The sequence below is a fragment of the Massilia frigida genome (genome assembly GCF_011682175.1).
Lineage (GTDB): Bacteria > Pseudomonadota > Gammaproteobacteria > Burkholderiales > Burkholderiaceae_D > Telluria_A > Telluria_A frigida.
Genome location: NZ_WHJG01000008.1, coordinates 140735 through 158679 on the forward strand (window position 1 = coordinate 140735; position 17945 = coordinate 158679).

The 17945-nt window shown below is 65.3% G+C and carries 18 protein-coding genes and 1 pseudogene; 10 read left to right on the forward strand and 9 right to left on the reverse strand.

Annotated features, from left to right (window positions below; translation table 11 throughout):
* The first annotated feature begins 373 nt into the window (after positions 1-373).
* The 3 genes and pseudogenes from F2P44_RS36560 (at position 374) to F2P44_RS10715 (ending at position 2380) form a co-directional block, all read left to right on the forward strand.
* The gene (locus F2P44_RS36560) at positions 374-610 is read left to right on the forward strand and encodes an Hsp70 family protein (RefSeq protein WP_370662670.1); all 237 of its coding nucleotides are present in this window, start codon (positions 374-376) and stop codon (positions 608-610) included.
* Positions 550-1608: pseudogene (locus F2P44_RS10710) on the forward strand (Hsp70 family protein); the annotation flags it as partial. The gene F2P44_RS36560 and the pseudogene F2P44_RS10710, both read left to right, overlap by 61 nt.
* A 112-nt stretch (positions 1609-1720) precedes the next feature.
* Entirely contained in the window at positions 1721-2380 is a 660-nt protein-coding gene (locus tag F2P44_RS10715; RefSeq protein WP_167086692.1) for a glycoside hydrolase family 19 protein, read from the forward strand.
* 88 nt (positions 2381-2468) lie between these two features.
* Here F2P44_RS10715 and F2P44_RS10720 read toward each other — a convergent pair whose 3' ends face one another.
* A complete protein-coding gene (locus F2P44_RS10720; RefSeq protein WP_370662664.1) occupies positions 2469-3491 on the reverse strand; it encodes an N-acetylmuramoyl-L-alanine amidase-like domain-containing protein in 1023 nt (340 codons plus the stop codon).
* A 630-nt stretch (positions 3492-4121) separates the two neighbouring features.
* Between F2P44_RS10720 and F2P44_RS10725 the strand changes: the two genes are divergently transcribed.
* Entirely contained in the window at positions 4122-4280 is a 159-nt protein-coding gene (locus tag F2P44_RS10725; RefSeq protein WP_167086694.1) for a hypothetical protein, read from the forward strand.
* A gap of 95 nt (positions 4281-4375) precedes the next feature.
* Complete coding sequence (locus tag F2P44_RS10730; RefSeq protein WP_167086695.1) at positions 4376-4552, forward strand: hypothetical protein; 177 nt, start codon at positions 4376-4378, stop codon at positions 4550-4552.
* Positions 4553-4664: 112 nt separating this feature from the next.
* On the opposite strand, the gene F2P44_RS10735 is transcribed toward F2P44_RS10730, so the two are convergent.
* Positions 4665-5564, reverse strand: a complete 900-nt coding sequence (locus F2P44_RS10735; RefSeq protein WP_167086696.1) for a LysR family transcriptional regulator ArgP — start codon at positions 5562-5564, stop codon at positions 4665-4667.
* 108 nt (positions 5565-5672) lie between these two features.
* Between F2P44_RS10735 and F2P44_RS10740 the strand changes: the two genes are divergently transcribed.
* The 5 genes from F2P44_RS10740 to F2P44_RS10760 all read left to right on the forward strand — a co-directional run bounded on the left by F2P44_RS10740 (position 5673) and on the right by F2P44_RS10760 (position 9329).
* A complete protein-coding gene (locus F2P44_RS10740) occupies positions 5673-6287 on the forward strand; it encodes a LysE/ArgO family amino acid transporter (protein ID WP_167086697.1) in 615 nt (204 codons plus the stop codon).
* Between the two features lie 127 nt (positions 6288-6414).
* On the forward strand, positions 6415-6789 hold the full coding sequence (locus F2P44_RS10745) for a LiaF transmembrane domain-containing protein (RefSeq protein WP_167086698.1): 375 nt from the start codon (positions 6415-6417) through the stop codon (positions 6787-6789).
* Complete coding sequence (locus tag F2P44_RS10750) at positions 6779-7537, forward strand: LiaI-LiaF-like domain-containing protein (protein WP_167086699.1); 759 nt, start codon at positions 6779-6781, stop codon at positions 7535-7537. Before F2P44_RS10745 ends, F2P44_RS10750 begins: the two co-directional genes overlap by 11 nt.
* 17 nt (positions 7538-7554) lie before the next feature.
* Complete coding sequence (locus F2P44_RS10755; RefSeq protein ID WP_308610084.1) at positions 7555-8619, forward strand: sensor histidine kinase; 1065 nt, start codon at positions 7555-7557, stop codon at positions 8617-8619.
* Entirely contained in the window at positions 8607-9329 is a 723-nt protein-coding gene (locus F2P44_RS10760; protein WP_167086701.1) for a LytR/AlgR family response regulator transcription factor, read from the forward strand. Before F2P44_RS10755 ends, F2P44_RS10760 begins: the two co-directional genes overlap by 13 nt.
* Before the next feature lie 164 nt (positions 9330-9493).
* Here F2P44_RS10760 and F2P44_RS10765 read toward each other — a convergent pair whose 3' ends face one another.
* From F2P44_RS10765 to F2P44_RS10795, 7 genes are all read right to left on the reverse strand, one after another.
* Entirely contained in the window at positions 9494-11749 is a 2256-nt protein-coding gene (locus F2P44_RS10765) for an ATP-dependent DNA helicase (protein ID WP_167086702.1), read from the reverse strand.
* 7 nt (positions 11750-11756) lie between these two features.
* Complete coding sequence (locus F2P44_RS10770) at positions 11757-13409, reverse strand: VRR-NUC domain-containing protein (RefSeq protein WP_167086703.1); 1653 nt, start codon at positions 13407-13409, stop codon at positions 11757-11759.
* 102 nt (positions 13410-13511) lie between these two features.
* Positions 13512-14306 carry a hypothetical protein gene (locus tag F2P44_RS10775; RefSeq protein WP_167086704.1) on the reverse strand — a complete coding sequence of 265 codons (795 nt, stop codon included), beginning with the start codon at positions 14304-14306 and terminating at the stop codon, positions 13512-13514.
* Between the two features lie 443 nt (positions 14307-14749).
* Complete coding sequence (phaP, locus tag F2P44_RS10780; RefSeq protein ID WP_167086705.1) at positions 14750-15295, reverse strand: TIGR01841 family phasin; 546 nt, start codon at positions 15293-15295, stop codon at positions 14750-14752.
* Positions 15296-15366: 71 nt separating this feature from the next.
* Positions 15367-15573 (reverse strand): hypothetical protein, encoded by a 207-nt coding sequence (locus tag F2P44_RS10785; RefSeq protein WP_099880217.1) that lies wholly within the window; start codon positions 15571-15573, stop codon positions 15367-15369.
* Positions 15574-15656: 83 nt separating this feature from the next.
* Positions 15657-16757, reverse strand: a complete 1101-nt coding sequence (locus F2P44_RS10790) for an ATP-binding protein (RefSeq protein WP_370662665.1) — start codon at positions 16755-16757, stop codon at positions 15657-15659.
* 21 nt (positions 16758-16778) lie between these two features.
* Positions 16779-17834 carry a serine hydrolase domain-containing protein gene (locus F2P44_RS10795; protein WP_167086706.1) on the reverse strand — a complete coding sequence of 352 codons (1056 nt, stop codon included), beginning with the start codon at positions 17832-17834 and terminating at the stop codon, positions 16779-16781.
* Between the last annotated feature and the right edge of the window lie 111 nt (positions 17835-17945).

Here is a 17945-nt window from a genome sequence, read left to right on the forward strand (position 1 = left end):
TTCCAAGCGTAAGTTTATTATCCTGCCGGCTTGATCGTGTCGATTTGATCATTCGCAACGGCTGACTTAGCGTAAAAATTGCCAATGGGATTTGATTGGGATTTAGAATGAATTGCTATTGGAAATATTATCAAGCGCCGCGCAGAGGGGGGATTGGCGGATTATCCGAACGGGAGTGGGAAAGCGCGGCGAAAATAGCGGACTTTGGCTATCGGACCCGGTCGCTGTCGGTGTCGCGAAAAGCACCAGGTTTGATCCAGATCGTGTTTCCCAGCGTTAGCGGGATTGTTTTGGCCGGCGCGCGGTCTATCCAACTCCGACCGCGCGGCGCCCGCTGGGTGCGCGCGCAAGCATGTCTTTCAAGGAGGAGGAAATGAGCAAGATCATCGGTATCGATCTCGGCACCACCAACTCTTGCGTCGCGGTGATCGAAGGCGGCCAGGCCCGGGTGATCGAGAATGCGCAGGGCGCGCGCACCACGCCCTCGGTGCTGGCCTACCAGGACCATGGCGACATCCTGGTCGGTGCGCCGGCCAAGCGCCAGGCGCCCCGGCCCACCTCAACCTGCGCCTGTCGCGCGCGACCCTGGAAGCGCTGGTCGACGAGCTGATCGAGCGCACCATCGCGCCGTGCCAGCTTGCCCGCAAGGATGCCAACCTGAGCAAGGAACAGATCGCCGCCGTGATCTTGGTGGGCGGCATGACGCGCATGCCCAAGGTGCAGGAAAAGGTGCGCGCATTTTTCGGGCGCGAGGCGCGCAAGGATGTCAACCCCGACGAAGCGGTGGCGGTGGGGGCGGCCATCCAGGGCGCGGTCCTGGCCGGCGAGCGCTCCGACGTGCTGCTGATGGACGTGACCCCGCTCTCGCTGGGCATCGAGACGCTGGGCGGGGTGATGACCAAAATGATTCCCCGCAACACCACGATTCCCACCAGGTTCAGCCAGGTGTTTTCGACCGCCGACGATAACCAGCCGGCCGTGACCGTCAAGGTTTACCAGGGCGAACGCGACATTGTCGCGGGCAACAAGCTGCTGGGCGAATTCAACCTGGTCGGCATTGCGCCGGCGCCGCGCGGCATGCCGCAGATCGAGGTCAGCTTCGATATCGACGCCAATGGCATCCTGCACGTCAGCGCGCTCGACAAGGCCACCGGCAAGGCCAGCCAGGTCACCATCAAGGCCAATTCGGGGCTGAGCGAAGCCGAGATCCAGAAAATGGTGCAGGACGCACCGGCCCACGCCGACGAAGACCGGCGCGCGCGCGAACAGGCCGACGCCCGCACCCGTGGTGATGCGCTGCTGCACGCGACCCGCAAGCAACTCGACGAGCATGGCGCCGGCCTCGACGCTCCGGTGCGCGAGCGCATCGACGCGGCCATCGACAGCCTTGACGCCGCCTTGTGCAGCGGCAGCAAGGACGACATCGAGACCCGCATCGCGGCCTTGTCCAGCGCCGCGCAGGGGATCGGCGAAAAGCCGTACCAGCAGCCAGCCGACGCAGCGGGCCAGGGGCAGCGGGGCGGGGCGCAGGCCGCTTCCGGGCAGGCATGCGCGGGACGCGGCGACGATGTGGTCGATGCCGATTTCCGCGAGGTGGGCGGGGGCTGAACGCGATGATCAATGGCCAGGCGAGGCTAACGCCGCATCATTTGATGCGCTTGGTGTCCGGCGGCGGCAAAGCCAATACGATGGGAGCTACCGCACAGCGAAGGAGTTCGCCATGGCCGAGACGGTTGTCATCACGCTCGGCCAGATCGACCAGCTCGCGCCGCGCGCGCTCCCCGTCTACCGCGCCGCATTCGGCACCGAGCAACACTTCCTTGTTCATTTCGGCATCGCCGCGTCCGCGTTGCGGGTCAGCCATTTCATGGCGCAGGTCTTGCACGAAACGGTGGCCCTCACGCGGGAGCTGGAAAACCTGCGTTACAGCGCGCAGCGTTTGTCCAAGGTGTGGCCGCAGCGTTTCTTGCCGCGCGGCCCGCTCGATCCGGCCAGCTACGCCTACGATGAAGTCCGGCTTGCCAACGTCGTGTACGGCGGCCGTTTGGGCAACGTGCTTCCCGGCGACGGCTACCTGTACCGCGGTCGCGGATTATTGCAGCTGACTGGAAAGGACAGCTACGCACAGGCGACCGAGACCCTGAGAACCGGTTATCCATCGGCGCCGGACTTTGTGGCCGACCCGGATGCGGTGCTGTCGGCACGCTGGTGCCTGGGCGTGGCCGCCGCCATCTGGATCGCGAAAGGCTGCAACGAGGCGGCGGATGCCGGTGATATCGTGGAGGTCAGTACGCGCATCAACGGCGGTACGGTGGGACTCGCCGAGCGCCGGCGCTGGCTGGCGCGCACGCGGGCCGTGTGGCGCGACGAGCGCCAGTGAGTCATGCCGCCGTCGCGCCGCGTGCCGGTGCCGGTGCCGGCGAGCGCCAGTCCGCCACGGCGCCGTCGTTCCGCGTGCCCGTGCATCGTCAGCGGATCGCCGCTGCCTGCCCTTTGATGGCCGCCGTCGCGCTGACGGTTGCGGTAGCCTTCGGCACCACTGCCACCGGCGGGCCCGGACGTGGCTGGGGAGCCGCCGGTGGCACCACGATATGGTCGTTCAAGCGCAAGAATTTGAAGCCCGCCAGCTTCATTCCATTCTTGCCGTTGCGCTCCTCGCGCGCCGCCGTCCGCGCAAAAAATGCCTCGAAGCTTTCTTCGCGCACCTGCGGTTCGGCCGAGTTCAGGAAATTGCGCTGCCCATTGGCATCGACCACGATGATGCCGACATGCGAGGCCCAGAACTTGCCTCCGCGCGTGGAAATGACGTTGACCAGGTCGCCGTCCTGCAATTGCGCGGCCACGCTCGCCACCCTGTCCTTGGCCACGTACGCTTCCTGGCTGAGCTGCACCGGGATGCTGCTGGCCGTGTTGTGCCGCATCTTGAGAAAGGCCGCGCGGTCGATCTTCATTTCATACGCCGGTGCATCGGTTCCGGCCAGCAGCGCACTGACGTCGGACACCAGCCAGGCGTTATTCACATTCCAGTCCACCTCGGTGTAATGATTGCGCGTTGCCACGCCGATCACGCCATCCTTGTAGCGGATGCGTTGCAGCATCCAGAAAAATTCCTCCCACGACTGGCTCAGCGCCATCGCATACGTGTGTTCGGCGAACACTACGCAGTCGCTTGCCTGCAGGCTGAACATGGGCAGGTTGTCGTGCAGCTCATACGGATACTCGCCCAACAGATTAAGCACATAAGGTTGGCCGATATTCTTGCGTCCGATCGCGGCGATGCGCTTGCGCAGGTCCGGTTCGGCGGTATGCATATAGGCGATGTAACGTCCGACTTCCGCCGGCGTCATCTGATAAATCTGCTTGCGCTGCAAGGTGGCGAGGTCGAACGGCGCTGCCGCAGGGGCCAGCGGCGCCGCGGCGACAGGCTCGGGCGCCGGCAGCGCAACCGGTTCAGGCGCAACTGGCGGCGGCGCGACCGCAACCGGCGCCACGACAGGTGGAGCGGGCGGCGCACTTGCGCAACCAGCCAGGACGGCACTAAACAAAACGAGGGGAGCAAGACGCATCGGGAATCAATATTGAACGCTAAAGCCACACGCTAACCGCTGGCACGGTGTTTGACAATGGAAATGTGTTGCGCACAGACGAGGAAATTGCAGGCTTGCCGTTCCGGCATTGCCTGCTTTGATAGATGACATGACACAGGCGAGGCCATGGTCGGCGACAGCGTGAGCCAAGCGCGCCGCGAAGGGATTCATCATGAGGCGGACGATGGAGAGGGGCGATGGCGGCCCTTCCGGCGTCATGGATTCCGGCACACGCAGCGCAGTGATGCCGCAGACGGAAACGCCGCGTCATCGCATGGTGCCCTTAGGTACGGGCGTTCTGCGGATTGCCGCCACCTGCGCGAGGATAATTTTCACGCCAGTGTGCGGCAACGAACGGTTGGATTTCAGCTCAGCTCTTAAGATGAAGCTGTGTGAGTGAGGGGCCAGCGGCGAAGTCCAAAGGTGATTCCTCCTCAGCAGGTTAGCCGGTCGCCTCAAGGATCGGCACCAATTCTTCATGCCAGCGCAGGCCATCGCGCTGGCCTTGATCAACAAACGGAAGCGGAGGTCATCATGCCTGCCATTACCCAGCCACCCAAGCATCTGGTACGGGAATACCTTCAGCGTCGTGCGCGCGATCCCAAACCGCCGCCATCGCCTGAAGAAATCCGACGCGAGCTTGGATGGGGATTGCTGATTCCAGGCTTTAAGCTGGCCCCGCGCAGCAACTGACCTCCTCCTGTCCTACAAGAACCTTGCACTTTGTCCTATTTTTTCTGTAGCACCTCTCTACCATAATCCTAAAAACGTCAACACAGGAGTATCAAATGACAAATCGAATCGGTAACAAAGACGAAGCCCAGCATCGTGGCAAAGCCGAGAAAAAAGACATCAAGCGTACCAACATCGCGCGCGAAGCCGTCAAGAAAGCCATTGCCGCTTCCAAGTACCGCAACCAGGTCCGCAATCAGCCAGCGCCAGAGGCCTTCCTGCCACCGGCCTGATGCCTTCCTGACGCAGCACAGAAAACCCGCACCGGCGACGCTGCGGGTTTTTTGTTAGGTGTTACCCCGCCGGTAGAATCCCCCGCACCATGGACACGCACCTGAGCGGCGCTCACGCAGCTTGCCGCAACGCCGCCCGCGTCACCGCAATCAGCCGCGCGCTGAGCCGCTCCAGCTTGGGCGACTGCACTCGCCAAGCGTGCCAGTACAGCATCACGTCGGTCGGCTTGCCGGGCGCCAGGTCGATCAGCACGCCCTTGTCGATATCGTCGCGAAACTGCTGTTCCGGCACCATGCCATACCCCAGCCCCAGCCGTACCGCGTGGGTGAATGCATCGCTCGACGGAATGTAGTGGCAGGGATAGCTTCCCGCAGGCAGCCCCAGCTCGCGTTGAAGAAACGCCGCCTGCAAGGCATCCTTGCGGTCGAACACCATCAGCGGCGCCCGCCGCGCCGCCTCGCGCTGCAAGCCGTCGGGAAACCAGCGTGCGACGAACGCGGGCGTGGCGAGCAGGCGGTAACGCATCGCGCCCAGCCGCTCCACCGTGCAGCCGCGCATCGGCTGCGCTTCGCTCGACACCCCGGCCAGCGCCGCTCCCTGCGACAGCAAGGTGTACGTGTGATCCTGGTCGTCCAGCGCGATGTCGAGCAGGATCTGTTCCTCGATCAGGAACGATGCCAGCCCCGGCAGCAGCCAGGTGGCCAGGGTATCGTTGTTGACGGCCAGGGCAATCGTCAGCGGATGGGCGTCGCTGTCGGCCGATTCGGCCAGGAATTCGGCTTCCAGCAGCCGGCTGCGGCGCAGGTATTGCACCAGGCGCTGGCCGGCCGGGGTCGCGCGGCAAGGCTTGCTGCGGATCAGCAGCGGCATGCCCAGCTCGTTTTCCATGGCGCTGACCCGTTGCGATACCGCCGACGGGGTCAGGTGGAGCAGGGCGGCGGCCTGCTCGAAACTGCCGCTGTCGATGACGGCGAGCAGGGCTTCGCCCTTGCGAGTATCGAGCACATCCATCTCCCGGATTAGAAAAATTTAATTATACGTAATTGGATTAAATTTGCTTCACTTGAGGGCTTCCCTCCTGCAAACTTCCAGCTCATCCAGTTAGCGCCAGGAGTTTGCATGCCCTACGTGTCCACCTTTTTCAACGGCCTCGCCTTGTGCGCCGGGCTGATCGTCGCCATCGGATCGCAGAACGCGCACGTGCTGCGCACCGGCCTCAAGCGCGAACACGTGGGTTTGACCGTGGCTGCCTGCATTGTCATCGATGCCGTGCTGATCGGGCTTGGCGTGGCCGGCGTCGGCACCGTGGTGCAATCGTCGCCCCTGCTGCTGGGCGCGGCGCGCTGGGGCGGGGCGGCGTTCCTGCTGTGGTACGGCTTGCGCAGCTGGCGCGCCGTGTTCGCCAGCGCCGCGCTGACGGTGGCGCCCGAGGCCGCCCGCACCGGCGCGCGCCAGGCGCTGGCCAGCGTGGTCGCGCTGTCGCTGCTCAATCCGCATGTCTATCTCGATACGGTGGTCTTGCTTGGCGCCATAGGCGGAAACTTTGCCCCGCCAGAACGCCCAGCCTTTGCGCTGGGCGCGATGAGCGCCTCGGCCCTGTGGTTCTGCGCGCTCGGCTATGGCGCAACGCGCTTGTCCGGCCTGTTTGCCCGTCCCGCCGCATGGAAATGGATCGACGGCCTGACCGGCACCATGATGCTGGCGCTGTCGGCCTCGGTCGCATTCGGCACCTGACGCCCGGCGCCGCCGTTCGCCGCTGGCGCTGTCATTCACCGGCCGCCATACGCCATTCGCCGAAATCCGCTGTGCAGCGCCGCCGCCCCGTTGTATCGTTGCGCCTGAACTGACTACAGGAGCACACGTGTCTAATAAATCCTCTTACGAATGGCGCAAGCAATTGATGTGGGGCTTGCTGCTGATCGGCTTCGGCACCGTCGTCCTGCTCGACCAGATGGACATCGTCCAGGTCGATGGCCTCTGGCATTACGCGCCGCTGGTGATGACCGTCATGGGCCTCAACAAGATGATCGGTTTTCCGACCGCCAAAGACTTTACCGCCGGCCTGTGGATGGTCTTCCTGAGCCTGTGGCTGCTTGCCGTGTTCGAAAACCTGTTCGGACTGACCTTCAGCAACGGCTGGCCGATCCCCGTCATCTTTTGCGGCGTCACCATGATCCTCGAACCGTTCATCGAACGCCGCCTCGCACCCGAACAGGAGCCCCTCGATGAAAAATGATACCCCCAACTCCGGCGTGCCCAACCAGGTCTGGGTCGGCCTGGCGGTGATCGGCTTCGGCTTGCTGTTCCTGCTCGATAACCTGAACATCATCGACCGCCACCGCGTGCTGCACTTCTGGCCCGTGCTGGTCGTTATCGGCGGCCTGGTCAAGTTTTCTGGGGCCGAATCGCAGCACGAGCGCATGGTGTTCGGCCTGATCGCCGCCGCCGGCGTTGTCCTCACGCTCAACCGGCTTGGCTACGGCTACTTTTTCAACGCCCGCACCTTGTGGCCAGTGCTGCTGATCCTGCTCGGCGTCGGTGTTATCCACCGAGCCATGCGCAAGGGCCGCACGCCGCACGCCGCGCCGCTCAAGGCCGATACCGATGCCAAGCCGGATGCGTATGCCAAGCCGGATGCATTTGCCAGGCCCGATGCCGACGCCGTGGTCGATATCACGGCCATCCTGGGTGGCTTCGAGCGCCGCATCAGCACCCCGGCCTTCCGTGGCGGCGACATTTGCGCCATCATGGGCGGCTGCGTGCTGGACCTGCGCGAATCGTCGATCGTCGGCGACGCCGAACTGAATGTGTTCGCGGTCATGGGCGGCATCACCATCAAATGCCCGCCCGACTGGAGCATCGTGCTCAAAGGGGTGCCGATTCTCGGCGGCTTCGAGGAAAAAACCTCGCCCGCGCCGGGCTCCGGCAAGCGCCTCACCATCCGAGGCTACGCAATCATGGGCGGCGTGGAAGTGCGCAATTGATGCAGGGGCCGTTTTCCATGCGGCGCGGCGCGGGCCTGTATTTGCTCGCGTGGCTGCTGCTGGCGATCCTGTTTGCTGGCCTGATCATGGCAGCAACCGGCGCCGCATGGACCAACGGCTTGCTCCTGGCCGTACCGGTGACGCTGGTGTATGCCTGCGCGACCGGCTTTTCAAGCTACTATCTCTGCCGCGCCTATCCGCTGGGCGAACGCAGCGCCATCTCCGTGCTGCTGGTCTTCGCCGTCGCATCGGTATGGGCCGGCGTGCTGTGGACCACGCTGAGCACCGCCTGGAACAGTGCCTGCGGATCGCTTGGCCTGCCCTGGGCCGGCGTCCCGATGACTACCCCTTTGCAGGCGATGATTGTCGGCCTGGGCGTGATTCTGTATGCCATGTCGGCGGTGGCGCACTACCTGGCGCTCGAATTCCAGCGCGCGCGTGCCGCCGAACGGCGCGAACTCGAAGCTGCGCTGATGGCGCAGGACGCCGAACTGCGCATGCTGCGCACCCAGATCGATCCGCACTTCCTGTTCAACAGCCTCAATTCGATCAGTGCGCTCACGTCCATCGATCCGGCCCGCGCGCGCGACATGACCTTGCGCCTCGCGGATTTTTTCCGTCACAGCCTGGGACTGGAAGCGAGCCGCAAAGTGACCGTGGAAGCGGAAGCGGCGTTGGCGATGCACTTCATCGCCATCGAAAAAGTGCGTTTCGGCGCGCGCCTGAACGTCGAGCAGGTCATCGACGCCGGCGCGCTCGATTGCCTGCTGCCGCCGATGATCCTGCAACCGCTGGTCGAAAACGCCGTCAAGCACGGCATCGCCAACCTGACCGGCGGCGGCACCATCCGCATCGCGGCGCAGCGCGCCGGCCCGGTCCTGGAAATCGTCGTGGAAAACGACATCGACGTCGAGCCGGCCGTCGCAGGCAAGGGGATTGGCCTCGCCAACGTGCGCCAGCGCCTCGCCGTCGCCTACGGCCACGAGGCCGGCATCGTCTGGACGCGCGAGGCGCGCCTGTTCCGGGTCGCGCTGTCGCTGCCCGCCCACACCAAGGAATCGGAACCATCATGCGCGTCATAATCGTCGACGATGAAGAGCTGGCGCGCGCCGTGGTGCGCGAGTTTTTGGGCAAGCATGCCGGCATCGAGATCGTGGCCGAATGCGCGAACGGCTTCGACGCCGTCAAGGCCATCACCGAACTGGAACCGGACCTGGTTTTCCTCGACATCCAGATGCCCAAGCTGAACGGCTTCGAGGTGGTGGAACTGGCCGGCGCCAGGTCACGCTATATTTTTGTGACCGCTTTTGACCAGTACGCGCTCAAGGCCTTCGACATCCACGCCGTCGACTACCTGCTCAAACCCTTCAGCCAGCAGCGCTTCGACGCCGCGCTGGCGCATGCGCGCACCAGTGCCGCGAAAGACGGGGTCGACGCCGTGCTGCGCGAGGCCGCGCTGCGCAGCAAGCCGCTGGAGCGGGTCCTGATCCGCGACGGCGGGCGCGTGCACATCATCGCGGCCGGCCAGATCGACTACATCGAAGCGCAGGACGACTATGTGCGCATCAGCGCCGGCGGCAAGCATTACATGAAAACCCAGCGCCTGTCGGAACTCGAAAGCCAGCTCGATCCGGCCCTGTTCGTGCGCATTCACCGCTCCTGGCTGCTCAACCTCGGCGCCATCGACCGCATCGAGCAGGGCAGGGACAGCCACACCGCGATCCTCAGGGATGGCGCCCGCCTGCCGGTCAGCCGCAGCGGCTTCCAGAAGCTCAAGGGCCTGACCGGCTGATACCCGCCGCGTCGTTCCCTCCGCCACCACCGCCGTCGTTCCTACCACCACCACCGTCGTTCCCGCGCAGGGCTAGGCGCCCCCACGGCAACCCAAGTATTTAGCGCCGCCGCTGACCACCGAACTTGGGTTCCCGCCTGCGCGGGAACGACGGGGGCGGGTTTTTAAGTCAACGCAATGCGCGTCTGGTCGACGTGCCACCAGCGCGGCAGCAGCTCGCGCACTTCGGGCTGGGCGAAGCGGTCGTCGATCAGGTACACCACGCCACGGTCGCCCTCGGTGCGGATCACGCGGCCCGCCGCCTGCACCACCTTTTGCATGCCCGGATACAGATACGTATAGTCGTAGCCCGCCCCAAACGTGGCCTGCATGCGCTGGCGGATCTGTTCATTCACCGGGTTCATTTGCGGCAGTCCGAGTGTGGCGATGAAGGCGCCGATCAGGCGCGCGCCCGGCAGGTCGATGCCTTCGCCAAACGAGCCGCCCAGGACCGCAAATCCAACCCCACGGCTCTCCAGCGTAAAGCGCCCCAGAAAAGCGTCGCGCTCCGTTTCCGCCATGCGGCGCGGCTGGCGGAACACCGGGATGTCGGGAAAATCGCGTTGCACGCGGTCGGCCACCTGGTCGAGATAATCGAAGCTGCTGAAAAACGCCAGGTAATTCCCCGGCGCCTGCGCGTACTGGCGCGCGATCAGCGCCGCAATCGGCGCCACCGAGCTGGCCCGGTGCGTAAACCGCGTGGAGATGTCGCGCACCACGTGCACGCTCAACTGATTGGCCACGAAGGGCGAGTCGATGTCGACCCAGGCCGTATCCGGCGGCAGGCCGAGTGCATCGCTGTAGTAGTTCCATGGACTGAGCGTGGCCGAAAACAGCGCCGTCGCATGGGCCAGCGCAAAACGCGGCTTCAAGAAGGGAGCCGGCACGATGTTGCGGATCGCGAGCGTCGACGCGTGCGCGCCATCGCGCGTGCAGTCGACCATCGAGTGCTCGGCAAAGGTTTCGGCCAGGCGGGCAAAGTGCAGGGCGTTGAAGTAAAAACGCTGCAAGTCCGGCTCCATCGGCCCCGGGTTCTCCGCCAGGAAATCGGTGATCGCGCTCGATGCGGTTTGCAGCGCGTCGAGCAGCTTTGCGGGCGGCGCGTCGAGCACCTCGTAGCCGGCGCCGTCCTTCGACGGCCAGCTGCGCCCCACCTTGTCGAGCGCCTTTTTCAGGTGCGCCGGCGCCACCGCGCGCGCCGCCCGCAGCGCTGCGCGTTCCAGGTCGGCCGAATACATCTTGCGCGCGCGCGACACCATATTGTGTGCCTCGTCCACCAGCACGCTGACCCGCCACTGGTTGGCCAGGGCCAGCCCGTAAAGCATCGCGCCCATGTCGAAGTAGTAGTTATAGTCGCCCACCACCACGTCGCTCCAGCGCGCCATTTCGCTGCCCAGGTAGTACGGACATACCTGGTGCGCCAGCGCGACCTCGCGCAAGCCTTCGCGGTCGAGCAGGGGAAGCTCGCGCGCCGCACTGCGCGCCGCCGGCAGCCGGTCGTAGAAGCCCCTGGCCAGCGGGCAGGAGTCGCCATGGCAGGCTTTGTCGGGATGCTCGCAGGCCTTGTCGCGCGCGACCAGTTCCAGCACGCGCAGCGGCAGGTCGGGGGCGCTGCGCTTGATCGCCTGCGCCGCGTCGAGCGCCAGCTTGCGGCCCGGGGTCTTGGCCGCGAGGTAAAACACCTTGTCCAGCCGGTGCAGCGGCGCCGCTTTCAGCACCGGGAACAGGGTGCCGACGGTCTTGCCGATGCCGGTCGGCGCCTGCGCCAGCACGCAGCGCGCGCCGCTGTTGGCGCGGAAGATGGTTTCGGCCAGGTCGCGCTGGCCCGGACGAAAGGCTGGATGCGGGAAGCGCAGCGCGGCCAGTGCCGCGTCGCGCGCTGCGCGGTGCGCCAGTTCCTGAGCGGCCCACGCCACGAAACGCTCGCACTGGTCGGCGAACATGGCGCGCAGGTCGGCCGCGCTGCGGGTTTCGCGCAGCACGGTTTCGGTTTGCTTGCCGATGTCGAAGTAGACCAGGGCCAGCGACACATGGTCCAGACCGAGCTGCGCGCACAGCAGGTGCCCGTATACGCGCACCTGGGCCCAGTGCAGGTGACGGTGGTTGGCCGGCATGCGCTCAAGGTCACCCCGATAGGTCTTGATTTCTTCGATCAGGTTCTGGGCCGGGTCGTAGCCGTCGGCCCGTCCGCGCACCAGCAGCGGGCCGTATTCGCCGGTCAGGCTGACCTCTTTCTGGTAATCCGGGCCGCGCCGCTCGGTCACAACGGCGTGGCCGGCGATGCCTTCCTGGGCGGTGGGCGAGGGCGTGAAGCGCAGATCGAGATCGCCCTGCTTGGCTGAAAATTCGCACAGGGCGCGCACCGCGACGACGTAGCTCACGCGCGCCTCACGAACACGGCGGCGCCCACTGCAGGTAGCACACCGAAATCGGCATCTGGTGCGCGGCGCAGTATTCGATCCAGCGCAGCTGGTTGTCCTGCAGGCGGTCGCCCGGGCCTTTGACTTCGATCATGTTGTAGCGCCGCTCGACGGGCCAGAACTGGATCAGGTCGGGGAAGCCGTTGCGGTTGGCCTTGATGTCGAGCAGGATGCGTTCGCACCATTTTTTCAGGTGCGGCGCCGGGATGCAGGCCAGCGCCATGTCCAGCAGGCCGCTGCTGAGCGCTTCCCAGGCCACGAACGGCGAGGCGATGCCGCGCTTGCCGTCGTAGTTGGCGCGGATGGTGTCCTGGTAGCGGCCGTCGTCGAGCTGGTCGAGGCAGGCGCGGAATTCGCGCTCGCGCCGGCGGTAGAAATCGGCGCTGTGCAGGTCGGCCGGGCCGCGGTGGAAGGGGTGGAAAAACGCTCCCGGGATGGCGCTGAACACCGGGCCCCAGCACAGCAGGCCGAACAGGGAATTGATCAGCGCGTTCTCGACATAGAACACGGGCGCGTCGGCGCGCGCCAGGTGGTCGCGCACGATGCCCTCCACCCACCAGCCCGGTTCAGGCGGCATCGGCAGGCTCAGGTCGAGGCGCTCGACGACGGGATTGCGGCGCGATGGCAGCGGCTGGTGCCCGAGCTTGCGGCGCAGGCGCGGGGCAATGCGCAGCAGTTGCTGGCGCTCGGCATCGCTTTCGGGCGCGGCCTCGGCCCGTTCCAGCAGCGCGTGCGCCTCGGCATAGCGCGCGTGCTTTTCCAGCACGCGGATGGCGCGCGCCCGCGCACCGGGATAATTGCAGCAGGCGTACAGCTCGAACGCCTGGCCCCACTCCTTTTGTTTTTCCACCTGCTGGGCGATCTGGAACATCAGCCGTTCGCGCCGGCTGTCGATCCACTCGTTGTCGAACGCGTCACGCGGCAAGCTCGCCAGCACCTCGGGCAGGGCCTCGCCGGCCCGAAAGCGTTCCTTGCACTGGTGCAGCGCCAGGTAGTCGTCGACATCGCGCCGCGTGCGAAAGCCGCGCGAAGACGCCGAAAACTCGACTTTTTCGTACTGGAACAAGCCCAGGTCGGACAGCACGAATTCGGTCCAGTCCTGGCGCAGGTTGCCGAAAAAGATCAGACGCAGGCGGTCGCACAGGTCCTTGACGGTAATGCTGTAGACGGTATCGGGCGAGTCGCGGTACCAGGCGGAAAACGCGCGGGCGTCGCCGAACGCGTCGCGCAGGGCGGCCAGCTGCTCGCCTTTGCGCGCGCTCTTTTCGTGCAGGGACAGGCTGAAAATGGCGCCGATTTCGGCCTTGAGCAGCAGCTCGAACAGTTCGTCGAGCGTGATCACCGGGTCGCACCGGACCCAGCCGGTGGGCAGCAAGTGGCGCGCGGCCTCGATCGCGCAGCCGATTTCCGCGTAGTTCAGTTTGCTCGCGCGGAACACCGTGCCCTTGCGCATGACCATGCGCACCAGCAGCGCGCGCGAGGCTTGCGGCAGCGACGGGAACGTGGCGATAAACGCTTGCTCCTCATCGGTGAGCAAGTCGCTGTACCGCCCGGCAATCCATTCCAGCACCCGGTGGAAGTTGTCCAGGTAGTAGAACTCATTCTCAAGAACTTTGCGCATCGTACTGCGGGCAACCGACCGATACCTGTAATTATGTACAGTATATCGTCAGTGGCCGCCAAACCCCAGCAAAATCGCCGCGCGTGCATCGGTCCGTGGTTTTCAGGGTTCGCCCAGGTAGCGCCGGCCCGGCAGCGCCAGCCGGGCCGCCATGAGCGGCATCGGCTGGCCAAGGTAGCGCCGCCGCAGGCTGGCGTAGGAGCGCAGGGTGTCGAGCACGCCGGCGCCGGCATACTGGACGGGTGCGTCGGGCTGGGCAGGGACGGCGGCTGCGGCCGCGACCTTGCGTTTCACGGGGGCGTGCGGCGGCGCCTTGCGCGCGGCCTTGCGCGCCGCCGCGCCGCTTGCTTGCGGATGGGACGGTTTTTTCGCTTTCAGGGCCACATGCTTGAGCGCCGCACTGGCCGGTTTGCCGTGTTCGCGCACCTTGGCCGGCATCCTGAGCGCTGCCACCGGACGCGCCTGGAGCAGCGCCGGGGTGGGCTGCGCCGCAGCCGGCGCCAGCAGCACCAGCGGGGGAATCGGCTCCGGGGCGAGCACCGGCCGGGTGGGCGCCTCGTCCTTTTCATCGATGATCACCACCGGCTTGCCCTTGGCCGCATGGGCGGGGGCGGCCGGGTGCGGCGCGCCCTTGCCGGCGGCGGCGACCGCGCGCGCGCGCGGCGCGCTGGCGTTTTCGTGGGCCAGCAGGGCCACCAGCGCGATCAGGACCAGGACCGTGACGGCCGCCGCCACGGCCAGGCCCGCGCGCAGCTGGCGGTTTTTTGGCGCGCTGCCGGACGCGAAGCTGCGCCCGACGGCGGCGTAGGCGCGCTGCTCGATATCGTGGGCGCGCCGGGTGTTCCGGCGCTGTTCGGACGGGGTGCCGGGATAGGTATTCGGGGCGGGAATGGACACGGAGGACTCCTGGAGGTGGGAACACGGACATTCCGATTAGAAACAATTCCCGCTGGAATGCTTCTGATATTTGTCGTGCTTTCGGGTCCGGCTGCACAGTCAGTTGCGGCGCATCAACGATCCGTGGATTTTGCAACACTGCTGTAGTAACCAATCGTGTATTGAGCGATCGCAACCGACAGTATCATCGCCGATCCAATAATGGTGTTGGCACGCAAATGCCGTGGCGCGGGTCGCGGCTCCACCGGGAGAACACATTGAGAGATTTTGCACACATGGCGGTCGACCGCCTCGCGACGCGCAAGCGCATTGCCTTGCTGGTGCTGGTATTGGTGGTGTGCGGGGGCGTGGTGGCCTGAAGCGCGCTGGTGGAAAAAAGGAACCGCCGTTGCCGCAAAGCGCGGCCACGGCGGTTCTTTATCGAGGGGCTGGAAGGGCGCTGGTCAGGCGGCGTTCTTTTCAGGCGGCACCACTTGCGCAGTGGCCTTGGCGATCTGGTCTTCCACCACCTGCACCGCCTGGCGCGTGGCCTTGGTTACCTGTTCGTAGCCCTGGAATGCATTGTCGATCGCGGTCTTGATGATTTCCACCGCATTTTCGCTGCCCGGCTTGACGTTTTGCGTCACGTCGTAGATCAGCGCCGTGAGGGTACTTTTGGCTTCGGCGATATGGGCGTCGGCAGCCTGCGTGAATTCGCTGTGGATGTCGTCGATGATCACCTTGAGCTGTTCGCCGTACACCACCGCGCCCGCCATCGGCCTGGCGTGGGCCGCAGCGACGTCCATCGCCGCTTTCGGGTCCTTGGCCTGGCTCATTTCCTTGCCCATGGCCATGCTGCCTTGCACCGAATTTTTTGCAGTCGTCATGTTCAGCGAGACGACCTGTTCCACGCCCTGCACCGCTTTGCTGGTGAGCGCGTTAAAAGTCATCATCTGGAGTTCAAAAAGCGTCTTGGTGGCGGATGCAAATTGTTCGGGATTCGTAAACATTGACTTCTCCTCAGTTGGAATGGATGCAACGGACAGCTTTCAACCTTCTCCTCTGTATGTTTTTTTTCCTATTATTTAGCAATAAGCAACTTCATGCAATGGCTATCTCGATAGGGGCCGCCAGCCTTTTCCCAGCCGGGTCCGAGCGGGGTCTGGTGACAGACCAGCTTGCCGTCGGCCTTGCTGCGCCAGGTGAACCATGGTGCGGGCGCGGCAAGCAGCGCTGCGCAAGCGCAGGCGAGCAGGGCGGTGACACCGAGTTTGCGGAAAGTGATCATATGCCAGAGCGAGCATAGCCTGTTCGCGCCGCAAGTCAAGCGTGGCGCGCAGCTGGCCGGTTGTCAGCCGCTATCCCGGCCAGTCACGGCAGGCGCAGGCGGAAGATGGAGCCCTTGCCAGGTTCGCTATCGAGTTCGATGCTGCCGCCCAGCACGCCGCTGACGATGTTATGCACCACGTGCAATCCCAGCCCCGATCCGCCCGAGCCGGGCTTGGTGGTGACGAAGGGGTCGTACACGCGCAGCATCAGCGGCGGGGCGATGCCGGCGCCGTTGTCGGCGACCGACAGGACGATGCTCGCCGCCGGCCCGGCGCTGGCGCCGATCACGATGGTGCCGCGCGCATCGCCGGCAAAGGCATGCACCAGCCAATTGTCGACCAGGTGGGTCCGCACCTCGGCCAGCGGGCCCGGATAGCTGTCCATCGCCAGCCCCGGCGCCACCTCGGTGCGGATCTCCACGTCGCGCTGGCGCGCCAGGATGCGCAGCGGCGGCAGCAATTCGGCGACCAGTTTGCACAGCATGAAGGCGCGCCGCTCCGAACCATGGCGGTCCACTGCCACCTGCTTGAAGCTGGCCACCAGCCGCGCCGCGCGTTGCAGGTTGCGCGCCAGGATCTGGGCGGCGTCGTCGGCCTTGAGCGCGGCGCCGCGCGCGATCATTTCCAGCAGACGATTCTGGCCGTGGCGCAGTTCGTCATCGAGAACGCGGCGCGTGACGTCGACAAAGCGCGCATGCACCAGGCGGGTGTGCGGCGGCGGCAGCGGCAGCAGCCGTACTTCGCAGGTGATCCGGCGCCCGCCGGCGGCAAGGAAGCCGGCCTCGAACTGGCCCGCACGGCCGGCCAGCGCGCGCTCGATACGGGTGGCCAGCAGCTGCGCCGAGGCCTGCCCGTCAGGCTGGAACGGCGGGCACAGGTCGGCGAATGCGCGCGTCAGCGGTGTCGGTTCGTCCATGCCGAACAGCGCGCACGCGCCATGGTTGGCATCGGCCAGGCAGCCGCTGGAAACGTCGACGAGTACCACATTATCGGGCGAGCGCGCGAGCAGGGCGCGGTAGTTGACGTGCAGTTGGGCGCTCGCGCGCGCATCGGGCGGCGCAACACGGGCGTTGCTGCATTCGGTTTCGGACGGCGACTTCACCACGCAAACCATGGTATCCGGACAGGCTCTCAGTGTAGCCACGCCGCACCGCCAGCGCAAATGTCAGCGTGCCGTGCGCAGGTAGTGGGCCGCGACCAGTTCGAGCAGCTTGTCGACCTGGGCTTCGGAGCGGTTGGTCAGCACCACGACCGCCAGGCCATCGTCGACGAAGCGCGTGCTTTGCGTGGTGAAACCCTGCCACGCGCCATCGTGCCAGAGCGAGCGCCGTTCCAGGGTCGGCGAGGTTTCCCAGCCGAAGCCATACGGAACGACGCTGCCGTCTTTCAGCGTGGCGGGCGTCCACATGGCTTGCTTGATGGCCGCGCCGAGCAGCTGGTCGCCGTCGAGCGCGATATGCCACTTCGCCAGATCGCGCGCGGTCAGGTACAGGCTGCCGTCGGCGGTGGTGTTGAGCGTGGGCGAAACCCATTCCTGGTTCTTGAATGCGCCGTTGACCACGTCGTAGCCAGCGGCGCGGTGCGGCACGATGTCCCGTTCGCTGATGATGCGCGCCTGCATGCCCGCCGGCGCAAAAATGCGCTCGCGCAGCTGCTCGCCGTAAAACTGGCCGCCCACCCGGGTGCACAGGATGCCCAGCAACTGGTAGCCGAAATTACTGTAGGCCCATTTCGTGCCCGGCGCCCACTGGAGCGGCAGCGCGCTGCCCGCGCGTTGCAATTGCGCGTCGGTGTAATTCTGGTTCAGCTTGAGGATGTCGTCCGGATCGCGCAAACCGGCGGTGTGATTGAGCAAATGACGCACCGTGATCTTTTTCCAGGCCGGCGGCGTGCCCGCAAGGTGGCGCGAAATCGGATCGTCCAGTCCCAGTTTGCCGTCGGCGGCCAGCAGCAGGACCAGCGCGGCGGTAAATTGCTTGCCGACCGAGCCGGATTGAAACACGGTATCGGGCGTGACGGCGACCTGGTGCTCCAGATTGGCCATGCCATAACCGGCTTGCTTGACGATCTGGCCATTCTTGACGATGGCGATAGCGGCGCCGGGAATCTGCTGGCGCGCGATTTCGGCATGGACGATATCGTCCACGGGGTCGGCGTGTACGCTGACGGACAAGGTTATCAAGAAAACGGCCGCCAGGCGGCCAGGCAAACGAGCGGTCATGGCGACTTTCTGAATGAAACAGATGGGGAGCGCATAAATGCGGGCGCGCAACGCAAAACGCCGCAGCCTTTATGCAAGGACTGCGGCGTTTAAGGAATTTTGCGGGAATAT